19 protein-coding genes and 1 pseudogene are annotated in these 22,174 nt (G+C 64.8%); 10 read left to right on the top strand and 10 right to left on the bottom strand.

The features are described 5' to 3' along the window. Positions 1 to 3 precede the first annotated feature (3 nt). Positions 4 to 609 (bottom strand): hypothetical protein, encoded by a 606-nt coding sequence (locus AC1MCA_RS02565; protein ID WP_479800992.1) that lies wholly within the window; start codon positions 607 to 609, stop codon positions 4 to 6. Positions 610 to 727: 118 nt separating this feature from the next. On the opposite strand from AC1MCA_RS02565, the gene gcvH reads away from it, so the two are divergent. The 5 genes from gcvH to AC1MCA_RS02540 all read left to right on the top strand — a co-directional run bounded on the left by gcvH (position 728) and on the right by AC1MCA_RS02540 (position 3,809). After that, positions 728 to 1,114: a glycine cleavage system protein GcvH gene (gene gcvH, locus AC1MCA_RS02560; protein WP_108599458.1), complete on the top strand. Its 387-nt coding sequence runs from the start codon at positions 728 to 730 to the stop codon at positions 1,112 to 1,114. 144 nt (positions 1,115 to 1,258) lie between these two features. After that, entirely contained in the window at positions 1,259 to 1,735 is a 477-nt protein-coding gene (locus tag AC1MCA_RS02555; protein WP_108599459.1) for an FHA domain-containing protein, read from the top strand. 23 nt (positions 1,736 to 1,758) lie between these two features. Continuing rightward, entirely contained in the window at positions 1,759 to 2,475 is a 717-nt protein-coding gene (gene ftsR / locus AC1MCA_RS02550; protein WP_479800990.1) for a transcriptional regulator FtsR, read from the top strand. Beyond that, entirely contained in the window at positions 2,475 to 2,978 is a 504-nt protein-coding gene (locus AC1MCA_RS02545; protein ID WP_108599257.1) for a bifunctional nuclease family protein, read from the top strand. Before ftsR ends, AC1MCA_RS02545 begins: the two co-directional genes overlap by 1 nt. A 237-nt stretch (positions 2,979 to 3,215) precedes the next feature. Further along, positions 3,216 to 3,809, top strand: coding sequence for a MerR family transcriptional regulator (locus AC1MCA_RS02540; protein ID WP_108599258.1), 594 nt, complete (start codon positions 3,216 to 3,218; stop codon positions 3,807 to 3,809). A gap of 122 nt (positions 3,810 to 3,931) precedes the next feature. Here the strand turns inward: AC1MCA_RS02540 and AC1MCA_RS02535 are convergent, their stop codons facing one another. Then, on the bottom strand, positions 3,932 to 4,753 hold the full coding sequence (locus AC1MCA_RS02535; protein ID WP_479800987.1) for a ParA family protein: 822 nt from the start codon (positions 4,751 to 4,753) through the stop codon (positions 3,932 to 3,934). A gap of 304 nt (positions 4,754 to 5,057) precedes the next feature. Here AC1MCA_RS02535 and AC1MCA_RS02530 point away from each other — a divergent pair, with 304 nt between their 5' ends. Then, positions 5,058 to 8,453, top strand: coding sequence for a pyruvate carboxylase (locus AC1MCA_RS02530; RefSeq protein WP_479800985.1), 3,396 nt, complete (start codon positions 5,058 to 5,060; stop codon positions 8,451 to 8,453). An 86-nt stretch (positions 8,454 to 8,539) separates the two neighbouring features. On the opposite strand, the gene AC1MCA_RS02525 is transcribed toward AC1MCA_RS02530, so the two are convergent. Further along, complete coding sequence (locus AC1MCA_RS02525) at positions 8,540 to 10,348, bottom strand: AMP-dependent synthetase/ligase (protein ID WP_108599150.1); 1,809 nt, start codon at positions 10,346 to 10,348, stop codon at positions 8,540 to 8,542. Between the two features lie 251 nt (positions 10,349 to 10,599). Between AC1MCA_RS02525 and AC1MCA_RS02520 the strand changes: the two genes are divergently transcribed. Beyond that, on the top strand, positions 10,600 to 11,616 hold the full coding sequence (locus tag AC1MCA_RS02520; RefSeq protein WP_479800982.1) for an ROK family glucokinase: 1,017 nt from the start codon (positions 10,600 to 10,602) through the stop codon (positions 11,614 to 11,616). A gap of 37 nt (positions 11,617 to 11,653) precedes the next feature. On the opposite strand, the gene AC1MCA_RS02515 is transcribed toward AC1MCA_RS02520, so the two are convergent. The 3 genes and pseudogenes from AC1MCA_RS02515 to AC1MCA_RS02505 form a co-directional block, all read right to left on the bottom strand. Further along, the gene (locus tag AC1MCA_RS02515) at positions 11,654 to 12,232 is read right to left on the bottom strand and encodes a hypothetical protein (protein ID WP_479800980.1); all 579 of its coding nucleotides are present in this window, start codon (positions 12,230 to 12,232) and stop codon (positions 11,654 to 11,656) included. Then, entirely contained in the window at positions 12,225 to 13,049 is an 825-nt protein-coding gene (locus AC1MCA_RS02510; protein WP_479803256.1) for an alpha/beta hydrolase, read from the bottom strand. Before AC1MCA_RS02510 ends, AC1MCA_RS02515 begins: the two co-directional genes overlap by 8 nt. A gap of 33 nt (positions 13,050 to 13,082) precedes the next feature. Next, a pseudogene (locus AC1MCA_RS02505) lies at positions 13,083 to 13,850 on the bottom strand (alpha/beta hydrolase); the annotation flags it as partial. Between the two features lie 111 nt (positions 13,851 to 13,961). Here AC1MCA_RS02505 and AC1MCA_RS02500 point away from each other — a divergent pair. Both AC1MCA_RS02500 and AC1MCA_RS02495 read left to right on the top strand, forming a co-directional pair. Next, complete coding sequence (locus tag AC1MCA_RS02500; protein ID WP_479800978.1) at positions 13,962 to 14,681, top strand: lysophospholipid acyltransferase family protein; 720 nt, start codon at positions 13,962 to 13,964, stop codon at positions 14,679 to 14,681. Positions 14,682 to 14,752: 71 nt separating this feature from the next. After that, positions 14,753 to 16,144, top strand: a complete 1,392-nt coding sequence (locus tag AC1MCA_RS02495; protein WP_375134953.1) for a class II 3-deoxy-7-phosphoheptulonate synthase — start codon at positions 14,753 to 14,755, stop codon at positions 16,142 to 16,144. A 50-nt stretch (positions 16,145 to 16,194) separates the two neighbouring features. On the opposite strand, the gene AC1MCA_RS02490 is transcribed toward AC1MCA_RS02495, so the two are convergent. Next, on the bottom strand, positions 16,195 to 18,321 hold the full coding sequence (locus tag AC1MCA_RS02490) for a Stk1 family PASTA domain-containing Ser/Thr kinase (protein WP_479800976.1): 2,127 nt from the start codon (positions 18,319 to 18,321) through the stop codon (positions 16,195 to 16,197). Positions 18,322 to 18,432: 111 nt separating this feature from the next. Continuing rightward, positions 18,433 to 19,806: a lytic transglycosylase gene (locus AC1MCA_RS02485; protein WP_479800974.1), complete on the bottom strand. Its 1,374-nt coding sequence runs from the start codon at positions 19,804 to 19,806 to the stop codon at positions 18,433 to 18,435. 236 nt (positions 19,807 to 20,042) lie between these two features. Between AC1MCA_RS02485 and AC1MCA_RS02480 the strand changes: the two genes are divergently transcribed. Next, positions 20,043 to 20,396 carry an Rv2175c family DNA-binding protein gene (locus tag AC1MCA_RS02480; RefSeq protein ID WP_479800972.1) on the top strand — a complete coding sequence of 118 codons (354 nt, stop codon included), beginning with the start codon at positions 20,043 to 20,045 and terminating at the stop codon, positions 20,394 to 20,396. Positions 20,397 to 20,452: 56 nt separating this feature from the next. On the opposite strand, the gene AC1MCA_RS02475 is transcribed toward AC1MCA_RS02480, so the two are convergent. Together AC1MCA_RS02475 and AC1MCA_RS02470 are read right to left on the bottom strand one after the other, a co-directional pair. Continuing rightward, entirely contained in the window at positions 20,453 to 21,547 is a 1,095-nt protein-coding gene (locus AC1MCA_RS02475; protein WP_479800970.1) for a polyprenyl synthetase family protein, read from the bottom strand. Next, complete coding sequence (locus tag AC1MCA_RS02470) at positions 21,544 to 22,071, bottom strand: hypothetical protein (protein ID WP_479800968.1); 528 nt, start codon at positions 22,069 to 22,071, stop codon at positions 21,544 to 21,546. The genes AC1MCA_RS02475 and AC1MCA_RS02470 overlap by 4 nt, the downstream gene beginning before the upstream one ends. Between the last annotated feature and the right edge of the window lie 103 nt (positions 22,072 to 22,174).

Here is a 22,174-nt window from a genome sequence, read left to right as displayed (position 1 = left end):
GCGCTACCCGCGGTTGACCGTGGTGCCGGTCTCTGCCCCCGGGCCAGGGTTGGCCACCGCAGCGGCGGCCTTGGCGGCGAGGGTGCGCTCAGACTCGGCCTTCTTCAGGGCCTTCACTTTCTTGCCGCGCTGCCGCCAGATCCTCCAGAGGATCACGCCGATAACAAAAACGACGACGGCGGCGATGGCGGAGATCTGCGTCCAGAGCGCGAACCACGTGGCTTCCGTGCCAAGGATGCGCTGTCCATTGTGGGCGGCCTCGGAGCTTCCGAACATGATTCCCGCGGTCAGCAGGTTGGGCGCTGCGAGAGCCACAGCGATGAGCAGGATGGCGGACTTCCAGGCCCAGCCCACGGCTTTGCGGGTGGACTGCCAGGCAACCATCAGGGGCACCAGCGTGAAAACGAAACCGTAGAACATCCCCACCAGGATTCCGGCCCCGAGGTCACCCCGGACCTGGTTGCGGATAACGTTGGCCCACCAGACCGGCAGGATTGCAGCCAGGGCGACGTAGGCGATGACGAGGATCAGCAATGCTGCGGCCACAAGAATGATCCGGCCAGCCCAATTGCCCCTTTTCCTGGGCATTTCCTGTCCACGTTCGCTCATGGGTCCCATCATGTCAGAATCCTCCTCGAACGCCTGTGGACTTGTGCCTATACTTTCAGCGGCGGCTTGTTTTCCTGGCCCCGTTGACATTGGTGTTTGACCCGATGAAAGGCCCCTGATGAGCAACATTCCCGAAGATCTGTCCTACACCGCCGAGCACGAGTGGGTATCCGCCCCCAACGCCGACGGCGTGGTCCGCGTGGGCATTACGGATTTCGCCCAGGACGCACTCGGGGACGTTGTCTACGCCCAGATGCCGGAGGCCGGCACCAAAGTGACCGCAAATGAAGTGGTGGGTGAAGTGGAGTCAACCAAGAGCGTCAGCGATATTTATGCTCCCGTAAGCGGCGAGATCGTCGCCCGCAACGAGTCCCTCGACACCGATTCGGCCCTGATCAACACAGATCCCTACGGTGATGGCTGGCTCATGGAAGTCAAACTGGCCGAAGCAGACGCCATGGAGTCCCTGCTCAGTGCATCCGAGTACGAACAGCAGGTAGGCTGAACGTAACGGGTAAACAGGCCCGGCCAGGGGATGTCTTCGCACGTCAATGGCCGGATCGGTTTCCCGTCACGGATCTGCGAGGTGCGTCCGTCAGGGTAATTGTTGATTGCAGGCGTGAGAACTGCAGCGAAAGAGGAGGAATCCATGGCTGGCCACAAACAGGACCCTGCCGAAGGTGAGTACGGCAACGGTGCGGCCAGGGCTTCGGAGACCACCTCGATCCATCTGACCCCCGTCACCGACGAACCCACCATCACCCCCCGGCTCTCCACTGAGGAGCGGCTGTCCGTGGAGGCCCTGCCGGCCGGCTCAGCACTCCTGATCGCGCACAGCGGCCCCAACGCGGGCGCCCGCTTCCTGCTCGATTCGGACGTCACCACAGCGGGACGCCACCCGGACGCCGACATCTTCCTTGACGACGTCACAGTGTCGCGCCGGCACGTTGAGTTCCGCCGCACGGCCCGCAGCTTCGAAGTGGTGGACACTGGCAGCCTGAACGGGACCTACGTCAACCACGATCGCGTTGACGGCGTTGAGCTGAAGTCCGGGAACGAAGTCCAGATCGGCAAGTTCCGACTCACCTTCTACCTGAGCCCTGCACGCGCAGCAGGCCGCGCCTGATCCCGGGACAATTGCCTGTGGCAATGGCACAGCCGGAAAGCCGGGGACCCCAGGTTCTGAACATTGGGGAAGTCCTCGCCCAGCTCAGCGGGGACTTCCCTGGAATGACCGCTTCCAAAATCAGGTTCCTGGAGGAAAAGGGCCTCATTAACCCGCGCCGCACTCCGGCGGGATACCGGCAGTACTCGGATGGCGACGTCGAGCGCCTGCGCTTTGTCCTTGCCCTTCAGCGGGACCAGTACTTGCCATTGAAAGTCATCAAGGACTACCTTGACGCGATTGACAAGGGAGAGCGCCCGGAAAACCTTCCACCCGGCGTCGTGGTTTCGCCACGGATAGTCTCGGACGAACTGGCTGCGGAGCTCCAAAGCCGCGGCCGCAGGCTCAGCGAGGAGCAGTTGCGGACAGAATCCGGCGCCAGTGTGCCGCTGCTCCAGGCGCTGTTGAGTTTCGGGCTGATCAGTCACAGCAATGGCAGTTTCGATGAGCACGCCCTGCAGGTGGCCCGTGCCTGTGTGCAATTGGAAAGCCACGGCCTGGAACCGCGGCATCTGCGTCCCTTCCAGGCGGCCGCGGAGCGAGAATTCGGGCTGGTGGAGCGGGCAGTTGCCCCGCTTGCGTCCCGGAAGGACTCCGCGTCCCAGGCGCGGGCTGCAGAGGCAGCCCGCGAAATCAGTGATCTTTGCCTGACACTGCACCGGGCACTGGTCCAGGACCATATCTCCCGTATGGACATCTGATGATCGAAGTCGAAATCGTAGGCGTTCGGATCGAACTGCCCTCCAACCAGCCGCTGGTGCTCCTGCGCGAGATTCACGGTGAGCGTCACGTGCCCATCTGGATCGGCACCCCGGAAGCCAGTGCAATCGCCCTGGCCCAGCAGGGGGTAGTTCCTCCCCGGCCGATGACCCACGACCTCCTGGTGGATGTTGTGGAAACCTTGGGCCACTCGGTTGTCAGCGTGAACATCGTCGCCGTAGAGGACAACATCTTTTACGGCCAGCTTCAGTTCGAGAACGGCACCACGGTGAGTTCCCGTGCCTCGGATGCTTTGGCGATCGCCTTGCGGGCCAAGTGCCGCATCTGGTGTGCCGACTCGGTGATGGATGAGGCCGGCGTGCGGATCACCGAACACGATGAAGGCGAGGACGCCGAGCCCGGGCCCATCGTGGACGAGGAGAAGGAACTGCGGCGCTTCCGTGAATTCCTGGATGACGTTGAGCCCGAGGATTTCGACGGCTGAGGTCACGTTAAGGTTAAAGTTGAGGCTGAAACTTCCGACACGCCCTCGCCTCAGTGCCCACGTCTTTGACCTTGGGCCGCAGCAGGCCTAACGTCGAAGGTATCAAGCTCCCATTGCTTACAGCAGCCGCGCAAGTCACACTGTAGAGTACGACTCCCGCGAAATTACATGCATGGACTTCATGCCTGCACAGGCTGCTGCGGTGTTCCCCGGGAGTTGCTGACAAGGAGGATCCAGGTGAGTCCCAAAGGCGAAGCAGGCGGGCTGAAGCAGCCCACAACGGCTGGTGTGGCTGTGCCCGCGAGCGGTGCCCAGGGCCTCCTGTTCACCGAGGACCTCCCTGTCCTGGACGAGGACGCAGGGTATCGCGGCCCCACTGCCTGCAAAGCCGCCGGGATTACCTACCGCCAGCTGGACTACTGGGCGCGCACCGGGCTCGTGGAACCGGCTGTCCGCGGTGCCGCAGGCTCCGGCTCACAGCGTCTTTACGGTTTCCGGGACATCCTGGTCCTCAAGGTCGTTAAGCGGCTCCTGGACACCGGCGTTTCCCTTCAGCAGATCCGTACCGCCGTGGAACACCTGCGCGAACGCGGTGTGGAGGATCTGGCACAGATTACCCTGATGAGTGACGGTGCGAGCGTTTACGAGTGCACGTCCGCTGACGAAGTCATCGATTTGGTGCAGGGCGGCCAGGGCGTTTTTGGCATCGCCGTGGGACGTGTCTGGCGCGAAGTGGAGGGCAGCCTCGCTTCCCTTCCCAGCGAGCACGCCGCGGAGCAGTCCTTTCCCGACGACGAGCTGAGCAAACGGCGGGCCAAAAAGATCAGCTGACTGAACCCCTGACAACCAAGAAGGCCACCCCGCGCTGAGCTTCAGCGCCCGGGTGGCCTTTTGTATTGGTTATGCGGCGCCCGCGGCCGTTATCGCCGGGTGCGGTTCCGCGGGGCCGGCTATTACCGCTGGGTGCGGTTCCGCAGGCCGGCTCCGGCGGCCATGACGTTGACCAGCAGGGCATCAAACAAGGCAGCGGAGGTCTTCGCCGATTCGCCCGGCCAATGATGAACAGGATGGGCGGCACCCTGGATCTGCTGCCAGTTGGCCTGTTCGGGAATGCGCGGGCTCAGCAGGAGCTCACCGAACATCGATTCCATCTCGGTGAGCCGGTAGGTGTGCTCGGACGAGCCCGTGCGCACGCGGTTGGCCACGATGCCTGCGGGGGAGAGGTTCGGGGCAAATTCCTGCCGGAAGAGCTGGATGGCCCGCATGGTACGTTCCGTTCCCGCTACCGAGAAAAGTCCGGGCTCAGCAACCAGGGTGACCTTGTCGCTGGCGGACCACGCCATCCTGGTCAGCCCATTGAGCGAGGGCGGGCAGTCGATGAGGACCAGTTCGTATTTGTCGGCGGCGGCCAGAACTGCGGAAAGCCGGCGGAGGTCGCGGCGACCGAGATCGGGGCGGTCATAGATGCCTGTGTAGGCCGAGCCCACCGCGACGTCCAGGACGGCCGGGCCGGATCCATTGGAGTGCGCCCGGGCAGTCCAGCTGCTTCCCACGACGTTGTCCGCCAGCTTGGCGCGGCGCGGGCTCTTGAGCATCCGGCCGATGTCCAGCTGATCCCCTGGCTGCACGCCCAGGGCGGTGGTCGCATCCGCGTGGGGATCGAGGTCCACCACCAGTGTGGGGATGCCCGCGGCAAGCGCCGCAGACGCCAATCCTGTGGTGATGGAAGTCTTGCCGACTCCACCCTTGAGGCTGCTGATGCTGACTACTTGCACTTGTGAGACCAAAACCTAACGCCGGCTGCCGTGTTGGGGGTAATGTTTGCTCCGGCAGTGCCGAAGCCTGGCGGCTCCTGCCGCCCCACCCATCATATGTTGATTGTGCCGGTGAATCCCGCCTTCCGTGAACGCGGCATGGCATCGTGGAAAGTGGGTGTGGCCAGGCCTGGCCGCTTCCGTCGGACCCTGCGGGACATGACGGAGGTTTCTGTGACTGTGGCCACAATGATTTGTGTTTGTCTGCGCGGGTCCTAGACACTGTGACCACCTACCGATACACCCGCAATGATGCAGGAGAAGAATGTTTTCCAAAATTCTGGTGGCCAACCGCGGCGAAATCGCGATCAGGGCCTTCCGTGCCAGCTACGAGCTGGGCGCAAAGACCGTTGCAGTCTTTCCGAATGAAGATCGAAACTCGATCCACCGCCAGAAGGCCGATGAGGCATATCTGATCGGTGAGGAAGGCCATCCGGTCCGGGCTTACCTGGACGTGGCCGAAGTGGTGCGCGTTGCCAAGGAGTCCGGCGCCGACGCCATTTACCCCGGATACGGTTTCCTGTCCGAAAACCCGGACCTTGCGCGCGCTGCCAAGGACGCAGGCATCACCTTCGTCGGTCCGCCGGCCGAAGTGCTGGAACTGGCAGGCAACAAGGTGGCGGCCCTGAAGGCGGCCAAGGAAGCCGGCGTTCCCGTCCTGAAGTCCAGCGAGCCGTCCAAGGACCTGGACGAGCTGATCGCCGCCGCCGACGAGATCGGTTTCCCCATTTTCGCCAAGGCCGTCGCAGGCGGTGGCGGGCGCGGCATGCGCCGTGTGGACACCCGCGAGGCCCTGCCCGAGGCCCTCCAGGCGGCCATGCGTGAAGCAGACGCCGCATTCGGCGATCCCACCATGTTCCTGGAGCAGGCAGTACTTCGCCCGCGCCACATCGAGGTGCAGATCCTGGCCGATGCCGAGGGAAACGTCATCCACCTGTTCGAGCGTGATTGCTCCATCCAGCGCCGCCACCAGAAGGTCATCGAGATCGCGCCGGCGCCGAACCTTGACGAGGGCATCCGCCAGGCCCTCTACCGGGATGCGGTGAAGTTCGCCAAGGCGCTGAACTACGTAAACGCCGGAACGGTTGAGTTCCTGGTGGACACCGTCGGTGAGCGCGCCGGACAGCACGTGTTTATCGAAATGAACCCACGCATCCAGGTGGAGCACACAGTCACCGAGGAAGTGACCGATGTTGACCTGGTCCAGGCCCAGTTGCGGATCGCCTCCGGCGAGACCCTCGCTGACCTCGGACTTTCCCAGGAGACCGTACAGCTCAAGGGTGCGGCCCTGCAGTGCCGCATCACCACCGAAGACCCGGCCAACGGGTTCCGGCCCGACGTCGGGAAGATCACCGGGTACCGCTCCGCCGGCGGCGCCGGGGTAAGGCTCGACGGCGGCACCGTTTACTCGGGCGCCGAGATCAGCCCCCACTTCGACTCCATGCTGGTCAAGCTCAGCTGCCGGGGACGCGACTACCCGGCCGCGGTAGCCCGTGCCCGCCGCGCCCTCGCCGAATTCCGTATCCGCGGTGTGTCCACCAACATCTCGTTCCTGCAGGCAGTGCTGGACGACAAGGATTTCATTGCCGGCAACGTGGCAACCAACTTCATCGATGAGCGCCCGCAGCTGCTGAAGGCCCGTGTCTCCGCTGACCGCGGCACCAAGCTGCTGACCTGGCTGGCTGAAGTGACCGTCAACAAGCCCAACGGCGAGCTGAAGGTCCACTCGGATCCGGCAGCCAAGCTGCCCGCCGTAGGTGACCGGCAGCCCGCCGAAGGCTCCCGCCAGCGGCTGCAGGAGCTCGGCCCCGAGGGCTTCGCCAAGGCGCTGCGTGAGCAGACGGCCGTGGCCGTCACGGACACCACGTTCCGCGATGCCCACCAGTCGCTGCTGGCCACCCGGGTGCGCACCCGCGACCTCGTCGCCGCAGGTCCCGCCGTCACCGCCCTGCTCCCGGAACTCCTGTCCGTCGAGGCCTGGGGCGGTGCCACCTACGATGTGGCGCTGCGTTTTCTGGGCGAGGACCCCTGGGACCGCCTGGCTGCACTCCGGAAGGCTCTGCCGAACGTCTGCCTGCAGATGCTGCTCCGCGGACGCAACACCGTCGGCTACACGCCGTACCCGGAGGAAGTCACGGAGGCATTCGTCAACGAGGCGGCGGCCACCGGTATCGACATCTTCCGGATCTTCGATGCCCTGAATGACGTGAACCAGATGGCACCGGCCATTCGTGCGGTCCGCGCCACCGGAACAGCCGTGGCTGAAGTGGCCCTGTGCTACACCGGCGACATGCTGAACCCGGACGAGAAGCTCTACACGCTGGACTACTACCTTGACCTGGCTCAGCGGATCGTGGATGCCGGTGCGCACATCCTGGCCATCAAGGACATGGCCGGGCTGCTCCGTCCGGCAGCAGCCGCCAAGCTGGTTGCCGCCCTGCGCGGACGGTTCGACCTCCCGGTCCACCTCCACACCCACGACACCGCGGGCGGCCAGCTGGCCACCCTGCTGGCAGCAGTAGATGCCGGCGTGGATGCTGTGGATGTTGCCTCCGCCTCCCTGGCCGGTACCACCAGCCAGCCGTCAGCTTCGGCGCTGGTGGCTGCCCTGGCACACACGCCCCGGGACACCGGACTGGACCTGGACGCCGTCAGCTCCCTGGAACCGTACTGGGAAGCCGTGCGCCGCGTGTACGCCCCGTTCGAGTCCGGCCTGCCCGGTCCCACCGGCCGCGTCTACAAGCACGAGATTCCCGGCGGCCAGCTCTCCAACCTGCGCCAGCAGGCCATGGCGCTGGGTCTTGGCGAACGCTTCGAAGCCATCGAGGACATGTACACGGCAGCGGACCGCATCCTGGGCCGCCTGGTGAAGGTCACGCCCTCCTCCAAGGTGGTGGGCGATCTCGCCCTGCACCTGGTGGGCCTCAATGCCGACCCTGCAGATTTCAACGAGAACCCGCAGAACTACGACATCCCCGATTCCGTCATCGGCTTCCTCTCCGGGGAACTCGGCGATCCTCCGGGCGGATGGCCGGAGCCGTTCCGCACCAAGGCACTCCAGGGCCGCAGCATCAAGGTCCGCGACGTCGATCTCAGCCCCGAGGACAGCGCCGCGCTCAAGGGAGACTCCAAGACCCGGCAGCACACGCTGAACCGGCTGCTCTTTGATGGTCCCACCAAGGACTACCTCAAGAGCGTGGAGACCTACGGCAACATTTCCGTCCTCGACACCCGCGATTACCTGTACGGCCTCCAGCGCGGGGCCGAGCACGAAATCCAGCTGGAAAAGGGCGTGCGGCTGATTGCCTCGCTCGAAGCTGTCTCCGAACCTGACGAGAAGGGCATGCGCACCGTGATGTGCACGCTCAACGGGCAGTCCCGCCCCGTTGTGGTCCGTGACCGCTCCGTGGTCAGCAATGTCAAGGCCGCCGAGAAGGCCGATCCCGCACAGCCGGGGCACGTCGCCGCACCGTTCGCCGGAGCCGTTACGGTCACCGTCAAAGCAGGTGACACCGTCAACGCCGGTGACACTGTGGCGACCATTGAAGCGATGAAGATGGAAGCTTCGATCACGACGCCGGTTGGCGGCAAGGTCTCCAGGCTCGCCATCTCAGCCGTGGAGCAGGTCCAGGGCGGAGATCTCCTCCTGGTGGTGGAGTAACCCCTTAAACACAACGCGGGGTCACTTTCCGCCCAATAAACTCTGTTTATCGGGCGGAAAGTGACCCCGCGTTGCTGTTTCCGCGCTCAGTTGCGGGGAGCGCCGTACATTTCTTCGATCACGTTTTCGAAGTCCTTCATCACCTGGGCCCGCTTGACCTTCATGGAGGGCGTCAGGTGGCCGGACGCTTCGGTGAAGTCTGAGGGGACGATACGGAAGGACTTGATGGCCTCGGCCTGGGACACGGAGGCATTGGCCTGGGTGATGAGGTCCTGCACCGCGGCCTTGACCACGGAATTCTCCGCCGCCTCTTCAATGGTGGTGGAAGCAGGGAGCCCATGGCGTTGCAACCAGCCGGGCAGGGCTTCCTGGTCCAGGGTCACCAGTGCGCCGATGAACGGCCGGTTGTCACCCACCACCAGGACCTGAGAGACCAGCGCATCGGCGCGGATCTGGTCCTCCAGGAGTGCCGGGATGACGTTCTTGCCGCCCGCGGTGACGATGATTTCCTTCTTGCGGCCCGTGATCCAGACAAAACCGTCCTCGTCGAGGCGCCCGATGTCTCCGGTCCGAAGCCAGCCGTCGTCAAAAGTCTCAGCAGAGAGATCCTCACGGTTGTAGTAGCCACGCATCACGCAAACGCCCTTGGCGAGGATCTCGCCGTCTTCAGCGATCCGGACCGCATTACCGGGCAGGGGCTTGCCCACCGAGCCGATTTTGATCAGTGCCGGGGTGTTGACCGAAATGGGGGCGGTGGTTTCCGTCAGGCCGTAACCCTCGAGAATCTGCATTCCGATGCCCTGGAAGAAGTGGCCCAGCCGTTCGCCCAGGGGGCCGCCGCCGGATACTGCGTGGGCTACGTTGCCGCCCATGGCTGCACGCAGCTTGCCGTAGACGAGTTTGTCGAAAAGGGTGTGGCGGAGCTTCAGGCCCAAGCCGATGTGGCCGGCTTGCCGGGCCTTGGAGAACGCAATGGCGGTTTCCGTGGCCTTGTGGAAGATGGCGCCCTTCCCGGCGTCCTCAGCCTTGGTCAGGGCCGAGTTATAGACCTTCTCGAAGACGCGGGGGACAGCAAGGATGAAGGTTGGCTGGTAACTCTGCAGATCGGCAAGGAGGTTCTTGATGTCCGGTGTGTGCGCCACCGTGGCACCGCCTGCCACTGCCAGGACGGAGATGAAGCGGGCAAAGACGTGTGCCAGCGGGAGGAACATGATGGTCTTGGAGTTCTCGTTGACGACGTCGCCCAGGATGGCCAGAGCATTGTCGGAGAGCTCCACAAAGTTGCCGTGGGTCAGCTCGCAGCCCTTGGGGCGGCCGGTTGTACCGGAGGTGTAGATGATGGTGGCGATATCCGTCAGCCTGGCCGACGTGCGGCGCGCCTCAAGCTCGGCATCGCTGACGCCGCGCCCGGCCTCGCGGACGGCGTCCAGCCCGGCGCCTTCAAGCTGCCAGACGTGGTGCAGTGCGGTGAGTCCTTCTGAGGTGGCAGCCTGCCGGATGATGTCCTCGTGGTGGGCTGCCTCGGCGAATACGGCAACGGCGCCGGAGTCACCGAGGTTCCAGGCGACCTGGGACGGTGATGAGGTTTCGTAGATCGGGACCGGCACCCCGCCGGCGAACCAGATGGCGAAGTCGACCAGTGCCCATTCGTAGCGGGTGCGTGACATGATGCCCACACGGTCGCCGGCCCCTACGCCGCTGGCGATCAGGCCCTTTGCAAGGGCGGTGACGTCGGCCAGGAAGTCCTTGGCGGAGACATTTTGCCAGGCGCCTGCGGAGTCCAGCCGCGAGAACAGCGAAGGGTTGCTGGGCTTGGCAGCCTGCCGAAGCAGCAGATCGGTGATGTTGGTTTCCGGGGGGACCACAACCAGTGGCGGAACACTGAATTCGCGCACTATAGCTCCTTTGATATCCATAGACCCGCACAGGGTATGCCTAAAGACTAATACGCCCGCAACGTGGCCGTGCAGTAATAAACCTACTGGCGAGTAACTTAGGAGTCAAAGCCTGGTGAGTGCCAATTTGCGGACCTGACGTGGACGCCTGCCCGGCCCGCCTACAATGAGGGACTATGTATGCACCGCCCCACGGCGACCAGGCCGGTTCCCCACGACGTCCAGCGCCCTGGCGGCGACGGCAACAGGCCATGCAGGCCCGGTCTGGGCCGGGGCAAGGGCTCCGTGAACACCTGCGGCTCGGGCGCAAGGGCCTGGCCATCGGCATCGACATCGGCGGGACGAAGGTTGCCGGCGGGGTCGTGGACGCTGAAGGCAGGATCCTCAGTGAAACCCGGCGGTCCACTCCCGGCAGCGACCCCCGCGCCGTGGAGAAAGTCATCGTCGAGGTGGTGGAGGAACTGGCTGCCGGCCATCGGATCTCTTCGGTAGGCATCGGAGCGGCCGGGTGGATGGACCTCGACGCCGGTACAGTGCTGTTCAGCCCCCACCTCGCCTGGCGGAACGAGCCCCTCAGGGCAAACCTGCAGAGCCTGCTGCGCCGGCCGGTCCTGCTGACGAACGACGCCGACGCAGCGGCCTGGGCGGAATGGCGCTTCGGTGCCGGTAAGGGCGAGGACAGGCTGGTGTGCATCACTCTGGGCACCGGCATCGGCGGTGCCATGGTGGTGGACGGCAGGGTGGAGCGCGGCCGCTTCGGCGTGGCCGGCGAATTCGGCCACCAGATCATCATGCCCGGCGGACACCGTTGCGAATGCGGTAACCGCGGATGCTGGGAGCAGTACGCCTCAGGCAACGCGTTGGGGCGGGAAGCGAGGATCCTGGCGCGGGCCAACTCGCCGGTTGCCCACGACCTGTTGGCCGCCGTTGACGGCAACACGGACAGGATCACGGGGGTGACCGTCACCGAGCTCGCCCTGGCCGGAGACGCGGCGTGCCGGGAACTCCTTGACGAAGTGGGCGAGTGGCTGGGTTTGGGCCTGGCGAACCTGGCCGCGGCCCTTGATCCGGGACTGTTTGTGATCGGTGGGGGACTGTGCTCTGCCGGAGATCTCCTTTTGGAGCCGGCACGCAAAGCCTTCGCCCGGAACCTTACCGGCCGGGGCTTCCGTCCTGCAGCGGGAATCGAACTGGCAGCCCTCGGGCCCAACGCCGGCCTCATCGGTGCCGCTGACCTGTCCCGCGTCAGCAGCCGGATGCGCAGCTAGCGGCACAGCCCCGGCCAGCGCCTGCGGGGATGTACCGCTAGACGCGTGCGCCGTCGTCGTTCTCGTCTTTTTCCTGGGGGAGCTTCATGACCAGGTAAACCACTGCGAGGACAAACACCGCCACGATGCCCACCACAGCCAGTAGAGGGGCGGACCGCCAGAACATTGCGGACAGGACCAAGGCAATGGGCGCGCCCACGGCGCCCAGCCAGGCCAGCATGGTCAGCGGATCTGTCCCCGCGAGGCTCGGCGGTTCCTCGGGAACGAACGCTCCGTCGTCGTCTTCCGCCTCATAATCACGGGGCCCTCCGGTGGCGGAACCGGGCTGCCCCGAGCCATCGGAGTCTCCGCCATCGCCCGCTGCCGGAGCGGACGCGAGCCTCTCGGCCGCGGACAGTTCAGTGGGGGCCGTCCCGGCAAGTCCCAGGGGATCGAAGTCGCGGAAGGTTGCGGACGGGGATGGTACGCCGGTGGCGCCGTTATCTCCAGCGGAATCACCGGTCCCAGCCGCGCCGCCTGCCCCGGAACCTTCCTCGAGCCGTGCCACCAGATCGAGCCAGACGGCGTCGTCCTGGTTAGCTCCCTGATCCGGTGAGCCGGAGTCTGGCTTAGTCATTGGCGGTGCCCTTCTGCAGCAGGTCAGACCTCGTGCCTGAAGACGCGGGATCGGCAGGTGCCTCGGCGTCGACCACCGTCCGGATGAAATCGACGGAGCCCTGGAAGATTTCCTGGGCATCGTTATCCAACGTTGCCACGTGGTAACTGTTCTCGAGGGAGGTCAGGGTCAGCGGGGCGTGGGTCAGTCCCCGGCGCAAGGCCACGATGCTCGTATCAGAGACCACGTGGTCCACTGTGGAGCGGAAAACCCGGACAGGGGCAGTGATACGGGGGAGCAGCCTGATGGTGTCCTTGAACATCTTGTTCATCTCATGGGCGGCAGCCACCGGGGTACGCGGGTAGGCCCCTTCGTCCATTCCGGGTTTCAGGATGTCGTTGGCGATCGCCGGGGTGCTCTTGAGCACCAGTTTCAGGATCCCTGCCAGGGGAGCGCGGGGATCGTCGATGACCAGTGCCGGGTTGACCAGGACCACGCCTGCGACAGGGCGGGTCGCCGCGATCCTCAAGGCCAGTGCCCCTCCCATGCTCAGCCCGGCCACGAACACCTGGTCGCACTGGGAATCGAGGTCAAGGTAGGCCTCGTCCAGGGCAGCGTGCCATTGCTGCCACCGTGTCCTGGCAAGTTCCTGCCAGCTGGTGCCGTGGCCGGGCAGCAGCGGCATGCGTACCGCGAAGCCGGCATCGGCGAACGCCTGAGCCCAGGCCCGGAGCCCGTGCGGGCTGCCCGTGAACCCGTGCGAGAGCACCACACCGATCCGGACACCGTCCCCCCGAAGGGCGCTGCTGAAGGGGCTGTGGTCCGGAAGGCTTGCCATAACGTCTCCGAGCTGGTGTTGGGCGGCGTCCGCTGTGTCCGCGGAGTGGGCGAGAAAGAACTTACTGGAACGGGTAAAAATCTCCGGCGCGTCCACATCAAGGGTGGCAACATGGCTGCTGTTGTGAAGGTCCACCACCTCCACCAGCCTCGGTCCCAGGCGGTGCCGCAGCGCGGCCAGCGAGGTGGGAGGCACGACGGCGTCGGTCCGGGACTTGAAGACCTGCACCGGGGCATTAACCTGGTGCAGCCCGCGCGTCGCTGCGCCGAAGAGCTTTTTCAGCTCGTGCACTGCAGCCAGAGGCGTGCGGGAATAGTCGCCGTCTTCGGTGGATGCCGCCGTCGGCTTTTCTTCCTGGATGGGCATCGTGGTGCGCTGGAAGTACTTGAGCACGCCTACCACGCGCACGCGGCGGTCATAGAAGCTCAGGCCCGGATTCACCACGGAAACCCCTGCCACCGGGTGACGGGCGGCAGTGAGAAGGGCGATGGCGCCGCCCATCGACAGGCCGGCTACAAAACACCGGTCCGTCCGGGCGGCAAGCTCCAGGTACGCGTTTTCGAAAGCGGCGTACCAGCCGTGCCAGTTGGAGCGCGCCAGCTGCTTCCAGTCGGTGCCGTGCCCGGGCAGCAGCGGCACTGTCACCGCAAAACCCTGGGCGGCAAGATATTCTGCCCATGGCAGGACGCTGAGGGGGCTGCCGGTAAAGCCGTGGCAGATCGCGATTCCGGTCCGCCCGTTAGGGCCGTGGCCGGGATAGCTGAAAGCGGCAGGCCTGGGCGGGATGCTGCTTTCTGTCATGACACCATCGTGTCACTGTTCCTCACAAATCTCACTAGAGTAGGGTTGCATTGGAGTGCCTGCCTGACCCGACGTAGGGCTGGCCGGCTGGCTTCCGGAGAGGTTCTGAACGTGTTCTATTGGGTCATGAAGAGGATCTTCCTGGGGCCGGTCCTGCGGCTTCTGTTCCGTCCGTGGGTCAAGGGTCTGGACAACGTTCCCGCCGAGGGCGCGGCGATCATCGCCTCGAACCACCTCTCATTTTCGGATTCCATCTTTATGCCCCTGATGGTCCGCCGGCCCGTGGTTTTCCTCGCCAAATCCGAGTACTTCACCGGCACGGGTCTGAAAGGCCGGCTGACGGCCATGTTTTTCCGGCTCACCAACCAGCTGCCCATGGACCGGTCCGGCGGCGCGGCGTCGGCCGTGTCGCTCAGTGCCGGCATGGACGTCCTGACCTCCGGCGGGCTCCTGGGGATCTACCCCGAAGGTACCCGCAGCCCGGACGCGAAGCTCTACCGCGGAAAGGTGGGAGTCGCCCGGCTTGCCCTGCAGGCCGGGGTGCCCGTGATTCCTGTGGCCATGATCGGAACGGACAAGGTCCAGCCCATCGGCAAGCGGATGCCTAACATCCGCCGGATCGGCATGATCTTCGGTGCCCCCTTGGATTTCCGCCAATACGCTGACCAGGCCGAGGACCGGGAAGTCCAGCGCAAGGTCACGGACGAAATCATGTTCGAGCTCATGCGGCTCTCGGGCCAGGAATACGTGGACGAGTACGCGGCCGTGGTGAAGCTCAGGCTCGCAGGCGCAGCAGCAGAGGCAAAGGGCAAGGACCCGGCTGCAGGCTGACTATGACGCCGCTCCCGGGACGCGTGACGGTGAGGTGTTCCGAAGCCCGCCACGCCCATTAGTCTTAGATAGTGACTGAGCTATCTGCAAAACCTGTCTTTTCGCTGTCCAGCACCGCCCAGAGCGGAGCAGCCAACTATCCCGGCCTGGACGACTGGCGCGATCTTCCCGTGTCCCAGCAGCCCAGCTGGCAGGACAAGGACGTTTTTGACGCCTCGGTCAAGGAACTTTCCGTACTCCCGCCGCTCGTCTTCGCCGGCGAAGTGGATGTCCTCCGCGAACGTCTGGCAGCTGCTGCCCAGGGCAAGGCGTTCCTGCTCCAGGGCGGCGACTGTGCTGAAACCTTCGAAGCGGCCACCGCGGACAAGATCAGCGCCAGGGTCAAGACCATCCTCCAGATGGCTGTGGTCCTCACCTACGGTGCCGCGATGCCGGTCATCAAGATGGGCCGCATGGCGGGACAGTTCGCCAAGCCGCGTTCGTCCAATGACGAGACCCGCGATGGCGTGACGCTTCCGGCCTACCGTGGTGACATCGTCAACGGCTATGACTTCACCCCCGAATCCCGCGGCCACGACGCCGCCAGGATGCTGAAGGCCTACCACACCTCAGCTTCGACGCTGAACCTGATCAGGGCCTTTACCCAGGGCGGGTTCGCGGACCTGCGCTCGGTGCATCAGTGGAACAAGGGCTTCACGGAGAATCCAGCCCACGCGCGCTACGAGTCCCTGGCCCGTGACATCGATCGCGCCATCAAGTTCATGGCATCCTGCGGGGCAGACTTCGAAGCACTCAAGCGCGTGGAGTTCTTCGCCAGCCACGAGGCCCTGCTGCTGGATTACGAGCGAGCCCTGACGCGCATCGACTCCCGCACCGGGTTCCCCTACGACACCTCTGCTCACTTCCTCTGGATCGGGGAACGCACCCGGGAGCTTGACCACGCCCACGTCGACTTCCTGTCGCGCGTCCGGAACCCGATTGGCGTCAAGCTCGGCCCGTCCACAACCGGCGACGACGCCCTCCGCCTCATCGACAAGCTGGATCCGGAGCGCGAGCCCGGCCGGCTGACCTTCATCACCCGCATGGGTGCAGCAAACATCCGCGGGAAGCTCCCCGCCGTCGTCGAGAAGGTCACCGCCTCGGGCGCGCAGGTCCTGTGGGTCACGGACCCGATGCACGGCAACACCGTCACCTCGCCCAACGGCTACAAGACCCGCAACTTCGACGACGTCATTGACGAGGTGCGCGGGTTCTTCGAGGTGCACCACGCCCTGGGGACTGTCCCCGGTGGCCTGCACGTCGAAATGACCGGGGACGACGTCGCCGAATGCCTGGGCGGTGCCGACCCCGTCGACCAGGAATCCTTCCTGGACAAGTACGAGTCGGTCTGCGACCCGCGCCTGAACCACATGCAGTCCCTTGAGATGGCATTCCTTGTGGCCGGCGCGCTGGCGAAGCACTGACCCTGCGGACCTGCATGACCTGTGAGTGGTGTGGCCGGCGGATAACCCGGCTACACCACCGTCAGGGTAATGACTGACCCTTCGGGAACCTCCTCTTCAACCGGGTCCTGGTCCCTGACCGTTCCAAAGAAGCCGCCGAGGACGTTGTTCACGCGGACCTGGAAGCCGAGCTTTTCCAGTTCCCTGCGGGCTTCGCCGGCCTGCTTGCCGATGAAGCTCGGAACCTCCACGAGCTTCGGTCCCTTGGAGATTGTCAGCGTCACGGTGCCGCCCCGCGTGAGTGTTCCATTGGCCGGCGCCTGACTGAGCACCGCGCCCCTGGGCACGTTCTTGTCGTTGACCTCGTCCTTCGCCACAACGGCCTTCAATCCCGCTGCCTCGATGGCTTCGACGGCTTCATCCTCATCCAGTCCGACGACGGACGGGACGGCGATGGGCTCGGGGCCCTTGGAGACTGTCAGGGCAACCGGCGTCCCATGACGGGCCGCCGTACCTGCGGCCGGGTCCTGGGCGAGGACCACTCCGGCGGCAATGCCCTCATCGAACTGCTCCATTATGGTTCCCAGGGCCATTTCGGCCGAATTCAGTTCGTTCTTGGCCTGATCCAGCGTCAGGCCCGTGAGTTTCGGCAGCTCGAACAGTTGCGGTCCTTTGGAGACAAACAAGGCCACGGGCTGGAACTTCCTGATCTCTGTTCCGGCGCCCGGCTCCGAGCCCACCACCAGTCCGGACGGGACGTCGTCGTCAAAAACGTCACGCGTGCTGGACTGGAAGCCCGCATCGCTCAGCAGCTGCTGCGCCTGCGCCACCGTCTTGTTCGCCACCGAGGGGATGGTTCCGGGCGAGCCGGGGCCCATCCCGAAGAACCAGCCGGTCCCGGTGGCGAGCAAAGCGATGATGACCAGGACCACTACCCACAGGGCTCCGCGGCGCCGCGGGTTGCCCTCCCGGAGGGATCTGAGCGGGGTCGCTGCCGCCCGTGACCTGGCCTTCTCCGCTTCCTTGTCGGCCTTGCGCTGGGCCCGCTTGGTGAGGGGAGCCGCTTCGGTGTCCGGGTAGGGACCGTAACCACCGGACGTCCGCGGGCCGGCTGTCCGCGCGTCGAAGGGCGCGGAGGGTGCAACACCGGGAAAGACAGCGGTGTGGTGTTCATGTGGCCGGAACTGTTCCTGCGCACGCGTCTGGTCCTGCGGGTGTTGTTCCTGCACCCGGGGTGGCCGTGTCGGCGCCAGCGGCGACATCACGCTGGTGGGGTTGTTAGTGCGCGCGATGATTTCTGTCGGGCTCTGGGCTCCGGCCGCGATGGCTGCGGGAGGCTGGAGGTCCAGTTCGCGGTCCGTGAGGTTGGTCCGGATGTGCCGCAGTTCCTGGAGCAGGGCGTTCCCGTCCACGGGCCGGTTCTCCGGATCGTTGTCGGTGCACCACTGCACCAGTTCGTCCACTTCGGCCGCAAGGCCCGGAACCAGGGCCGACGGCGGCCCCACTTTTCCGTTCACGTGCTGGTAGGCCACCTGGATGGGGACGTCGCCGTCGAACGGCTGCTTGCCGGTGAGCATCTCGTAGAGCATGATCCCGACGGAGTAGATGTCGCTGCGGGCATCGGCCGGCTTTCCGAGCACCAATTCGGGGGAGAGGTATGCCACCGTGCCGATCAGGGCACCGGTGCTGGTGGATGTGGTGACGGCCCGGGCCAGGCCGAAGTCGCCGAGCTTGATCCGGCCGTCCTCGGCGATGAGGACGTTTTCCGGTTTGATGTCGCGGTGGATCATCCCGGCGGCATGCGCCGTTCCCAGCCCTTCGATCACGGGATCGATGAGCGCCAGGGCGAGCCGTGGAGGTAACGCACCCTTGGACGTGATGACGTCCCGGAGGGTGTGGCCCTTGATGTACTCCATGACAAGGTAGGCGGTCTGGCCGTCATTGCCCTGGTCCAGCACCCCCACCACATGGGGGTGGGAGAGCCTGGCTGCGGTCTTGGCCTCCCGGCCAAGCCGGCCCAAAAAGCTCTCATCCGTGGCGAGGTGCGGGTGCAGCACCTTGAGGGCGACATCGCGCTCCAGCCTGAGGTCCGTGGCGAGGTAAACAGTGGACATGCCGCCGCGCGCGAGTTTGGAGCGGACGGCGTAGCGGTTATCCACCAGCGTTCCAACGAGACGGTCTGACACGTATTCCTGCACTCTACGATCCTAATCCCGCAACGAAAAAGGGTCCGAACCGACCTGCGGTCCGGACCCCTGTCCGTGAGCCAATGATTGCGGCAGCAAGCCTTGGCAGCGTTGCTGGATGGTTCAGCCGAAGTTCTTCTGATGGGCCTTGATGGCCGCCACATAGGCTTTGGTGTCGTCGTACATGCCGTACTTGCTGACGGAGTACTGGCCCTGGTAGTAGCCGGCGATCGCATTGTCCAGGTCCTTGCTGGTGGCGATCAGCCGCTTGATGATGGCTACGCCCGCTGTCGCGTTGTCGTAGGGATCCAGCAGGTTAAGTTTCCGTCCCACCAGGTCGGAGGCCCACTGGCCGGATGAAGGGATCACCTGCATGGTTCCGATGGCGTTGGCCGGTGAAACGGCCCGCTGGTCAAAACCCGATTCCTGATGCGCGAACGCGAGGGCAAGGGACGGGTCCACGCCCATCTGGCGGGCAGTGTCTGCCACGATGGTGCGCATCTGGTCCCGGGATGGGACAGGCGACGCGTTCAGCAAGGCCTTGTTCTCGTTGGCGGAACTGACCACCGCCGCGGGGTAGCTGAAGCCCAGGAAGGAGCTTGGTACCAGCGGCGTCACGCTGGCAGCCGGTGCCGGGGCGGAGGATGCGGGCTGAACCGAGGCGCCCGGAATCACCAGCTTGTTGCCTGGGTAGATCAGGGTTGTCATGCTCAATTGGTTCGCCGCGAGGAGTTCCGAGAGCTTGACGCCATGGCGTGAGGCGATCGCAGACAGGGTGTCCCCGGCCTTGATCGTGTAAGCACCTGTTGGTGCAGCTGCCGGAGCAGGCGCGGGGGCTGCAGGAGTGGAGGCTGGCTGGGGCGCCGCCGGCGCTGCGGCCTCGCCGGCGCCTACCTTGACCTTCTGGCCGGGGCGGATGATGGAGCGCATGTTCAGCCCGTTCCAGCTGAAGATGTCCGAGAGGCTGACGTTGTGCCGGGCTGCAATGGCACCGAGCGTGTCGCCGGCTTTAACGGTGTAGCTGCCTCCCGCGCCGGACGGCGCCGGAGCAGGTGCCGCTGGCGCCGGGGCCGGTGCAGCAGCTGCTGAACCGGAAAGCTTGATCTTCTGGCCCGGGTAAATGATGGTGTTCGGCTGGAGGTTGTTCAGTTTGAGGACCTCGTAGGTGTCGAGGCCGAACTTGCCGGCAATGCCGCTGATGGTGTCGCCCCGGGCAACGCTGTATTCGGCGGGTGCCGCGGGCTGCGCCGGCTGGAAAGCGGCAGGAATGGTGGTGGACACGGAGGCTGCGGGGATCAGGCCCGCTTTGGCTTCGGCAGCCTGGGCTTTCATGGCGGCGGCAAGTGTCGCGGGAACCGGCCGAGCAGGGGACTGTGCGGCGGCGGGTTGGGCGAGGGCCAGTGACGACAGTACAACCGCAGGCAGAGCCGCCGTTGTGACGGCGATCATGGGCAGACTCGGCCTGGGGGGCTGCTTTGGCGAGCGGGACGTCGTCATGGAAGGGATCCTCTTCTTCAACTGCCGGGAAGGATGAGCGTGTGACTATTGATACTAATGTTACTTAAGTTATTCCTGTTACAAATGTGATCTATGAGAATCTCTCACGAAATTTCCGTTAGCACAAGAATTCAGGCTTCACCGGTTCAACAGTTTTTGTGGAGTGTCGTGCATTTTGTCCCGACGGCGGAGAAACTGACTAGGCGCAGGGGCTCCGGCCGTGGCAACCTTGATCCGTGAGTAACGTAGAAAGCCTTGTGGGCGAGTGGCTGCCCCTGCCGGATGTCGCGCAGTTGTTGGACGTATCGATTACGAAAGTCCACAGCCTGATAGATGAACGGGCCCTTGCGGCCTTGCGTGTCGGGGAGCGGCGCATACGTTCAGTGCCGGCGGCCTTTATTCAGGACGGCCATCTGGTTGACAGTCTTAAAGGCACCATTGTGGTTTTGGCTGACGCGGGCTACTCCGACGAGGACCTGATCGTCTGGCTGTTCACCGCCGACGATTCACAGCGCGGCCGGCCGATCGATGCGCTGCGGGAAGGCCGCAAGACCGAAATCAGGCGCAGGGCCCAGACCCTCGCCTGGTAGGGCCCGGGCTTGCTAAGCCTGGTTAGGTTGGCGGGGCTGACCAGGCAGCGGACCCTTTAGGAGGCGCGGCTGACGGTCGCTTCCGCCAGCTTGCGCAGGGCGGTTTTGGGCAGGTCCTCCAGCGGCAGCCGTTCCAGCGCATCAAAGGCCGCCGAACCGAATTCGCTGATCAGCACCTCGGTCGCCTGGAGCGCCCCGGAATCCTCGATGATCCGGCGGATCTCGGCTATATCGCCGTCACCCAGGTCAGGGCTGCCGAGCGTGGCATCAATATAGGCTGATTCGGCGGCTGAGGCCTGATCCAGTGCCAGCGCAATCAGCACCGTCCGCTTGCCTTCACGGAGATCGTCTCCTGCAGGCTTTCCGGTGGTGACGGGGTCGCCGAAAACTCCCAGGACGTCGTCGCGCAGTTGGAATGCCTCGCCGAGGGGCAAAGCGAAAGCCGAGTAGCCTCGCAGCAGTTCATCAGAGGCCCCCGCGAGGGCGCCGCCCAGCGCCAGCGGATGCTCGGTGGAATATTTGGCGGACTTGAACCTGATGATGGACTGCGCGCGCGTCACTGCGCCTGCGCGGTCACGGACCGGACCGGCTACCTCTTCCAGGATGTCCAAATACTGTCCGGCCATGACCTCCGCGCGCATGAGGTTGAAGATCAGCCGTGCCCGGCTGCCTGACGCGGCCTGCCCGCCGATCTCAGTGAACGCTTCCTCGCTGAAGGACAAACACAGGTCCCCCGTGAGAATGGCGGCCGCGTGCCCGAACCGTTCGCTGTCCAATGCCCAGCCTTGGGCGTGGTGCAGTTGGCTGAAGCGGCGATGGACACTGGGCCCGCCCCGCCGGGTGTCTGAACGGTCAATGATGTCGTCGTGGATCAGGGCCGCTGCCTGGAAAAGCTCCAGGGCCGATCCTGCCGTGACGATCTGCGTAGCGGACGGATCCCCGCCCGCGCCGCGCCAACCCCAATAACACATCAGGGCGCGGAGCCTTTTGCCCCCCGTCACCAGGTTGGAGATGGAGCCCATGATGGGATCAATGTCCGGCGAAATGGAGGCCATCAGGGCCTGCCGCTCAGTGAGGAAGTCCGTCAGTTCGCCGGCAACCGCCGCGACGAAGGCGGTCTGTTCCAGCCTGAGCTGCTCCGAAACGGTCACTGGGCAGACTCAGCAGAAACGTTGGCTCCAATGGTGAAGGTGGCAACACCCGCAGCCTCGACCACGGCGACGTTGACCGTCTCCGAGTCGTTCCGGACAAAGTCCTTGGAGGCCACGGAGCCCACGGCGTCGCCCGGAACGGCTTTGAATCCCTGAGACTGAAGATGTTGGGTATAGAAGTCCACGACGGCGGCGGCCGGGGAAGGGATGCTGGCCACCAGAGCCGCCGTGGCCGGCGCTGCAGCCTTGTCGAAACTGCTCGATATCACTGTGGCTCCCGGCATCAGGGGAAGCAGCTTGTCGGGAAAACCGTCGACGATTTTTCCCACAGTGGCCGAAGTTCCGGGGGAGGAAGTGGGGCTGGCGGAAGCCGTGACGGTGGAGGCGCTGGATTCCGGCGAGGCGGTGCCGGCGGACGACGCCGACGCCGCGGGTCCCGCCGGGGTGCAGGCTGCGACGGCCAGCATGGCACTGGCGGCGAAAGCCGCCAATCCTGTTGCCTTAAGGTTTCTCATGACCGTCACAGGGACTTTCCTCCTGGGGTTGATGCCGGATTCAGCCTCCAGTTTAGTCAGTACCAACCGATAGGATTGCCGTTGTGGGGCTTGAGCAGAACAACCAGTACAC

Source organism: Arthrobacter sp. BK1 (genome assembly GCF_056680055.1).
The sequence above is the reverse complement of the archived record's forward strand: the minus strand, read 5'-3'. Positions and strand labels throughout refer to the sequence as shown.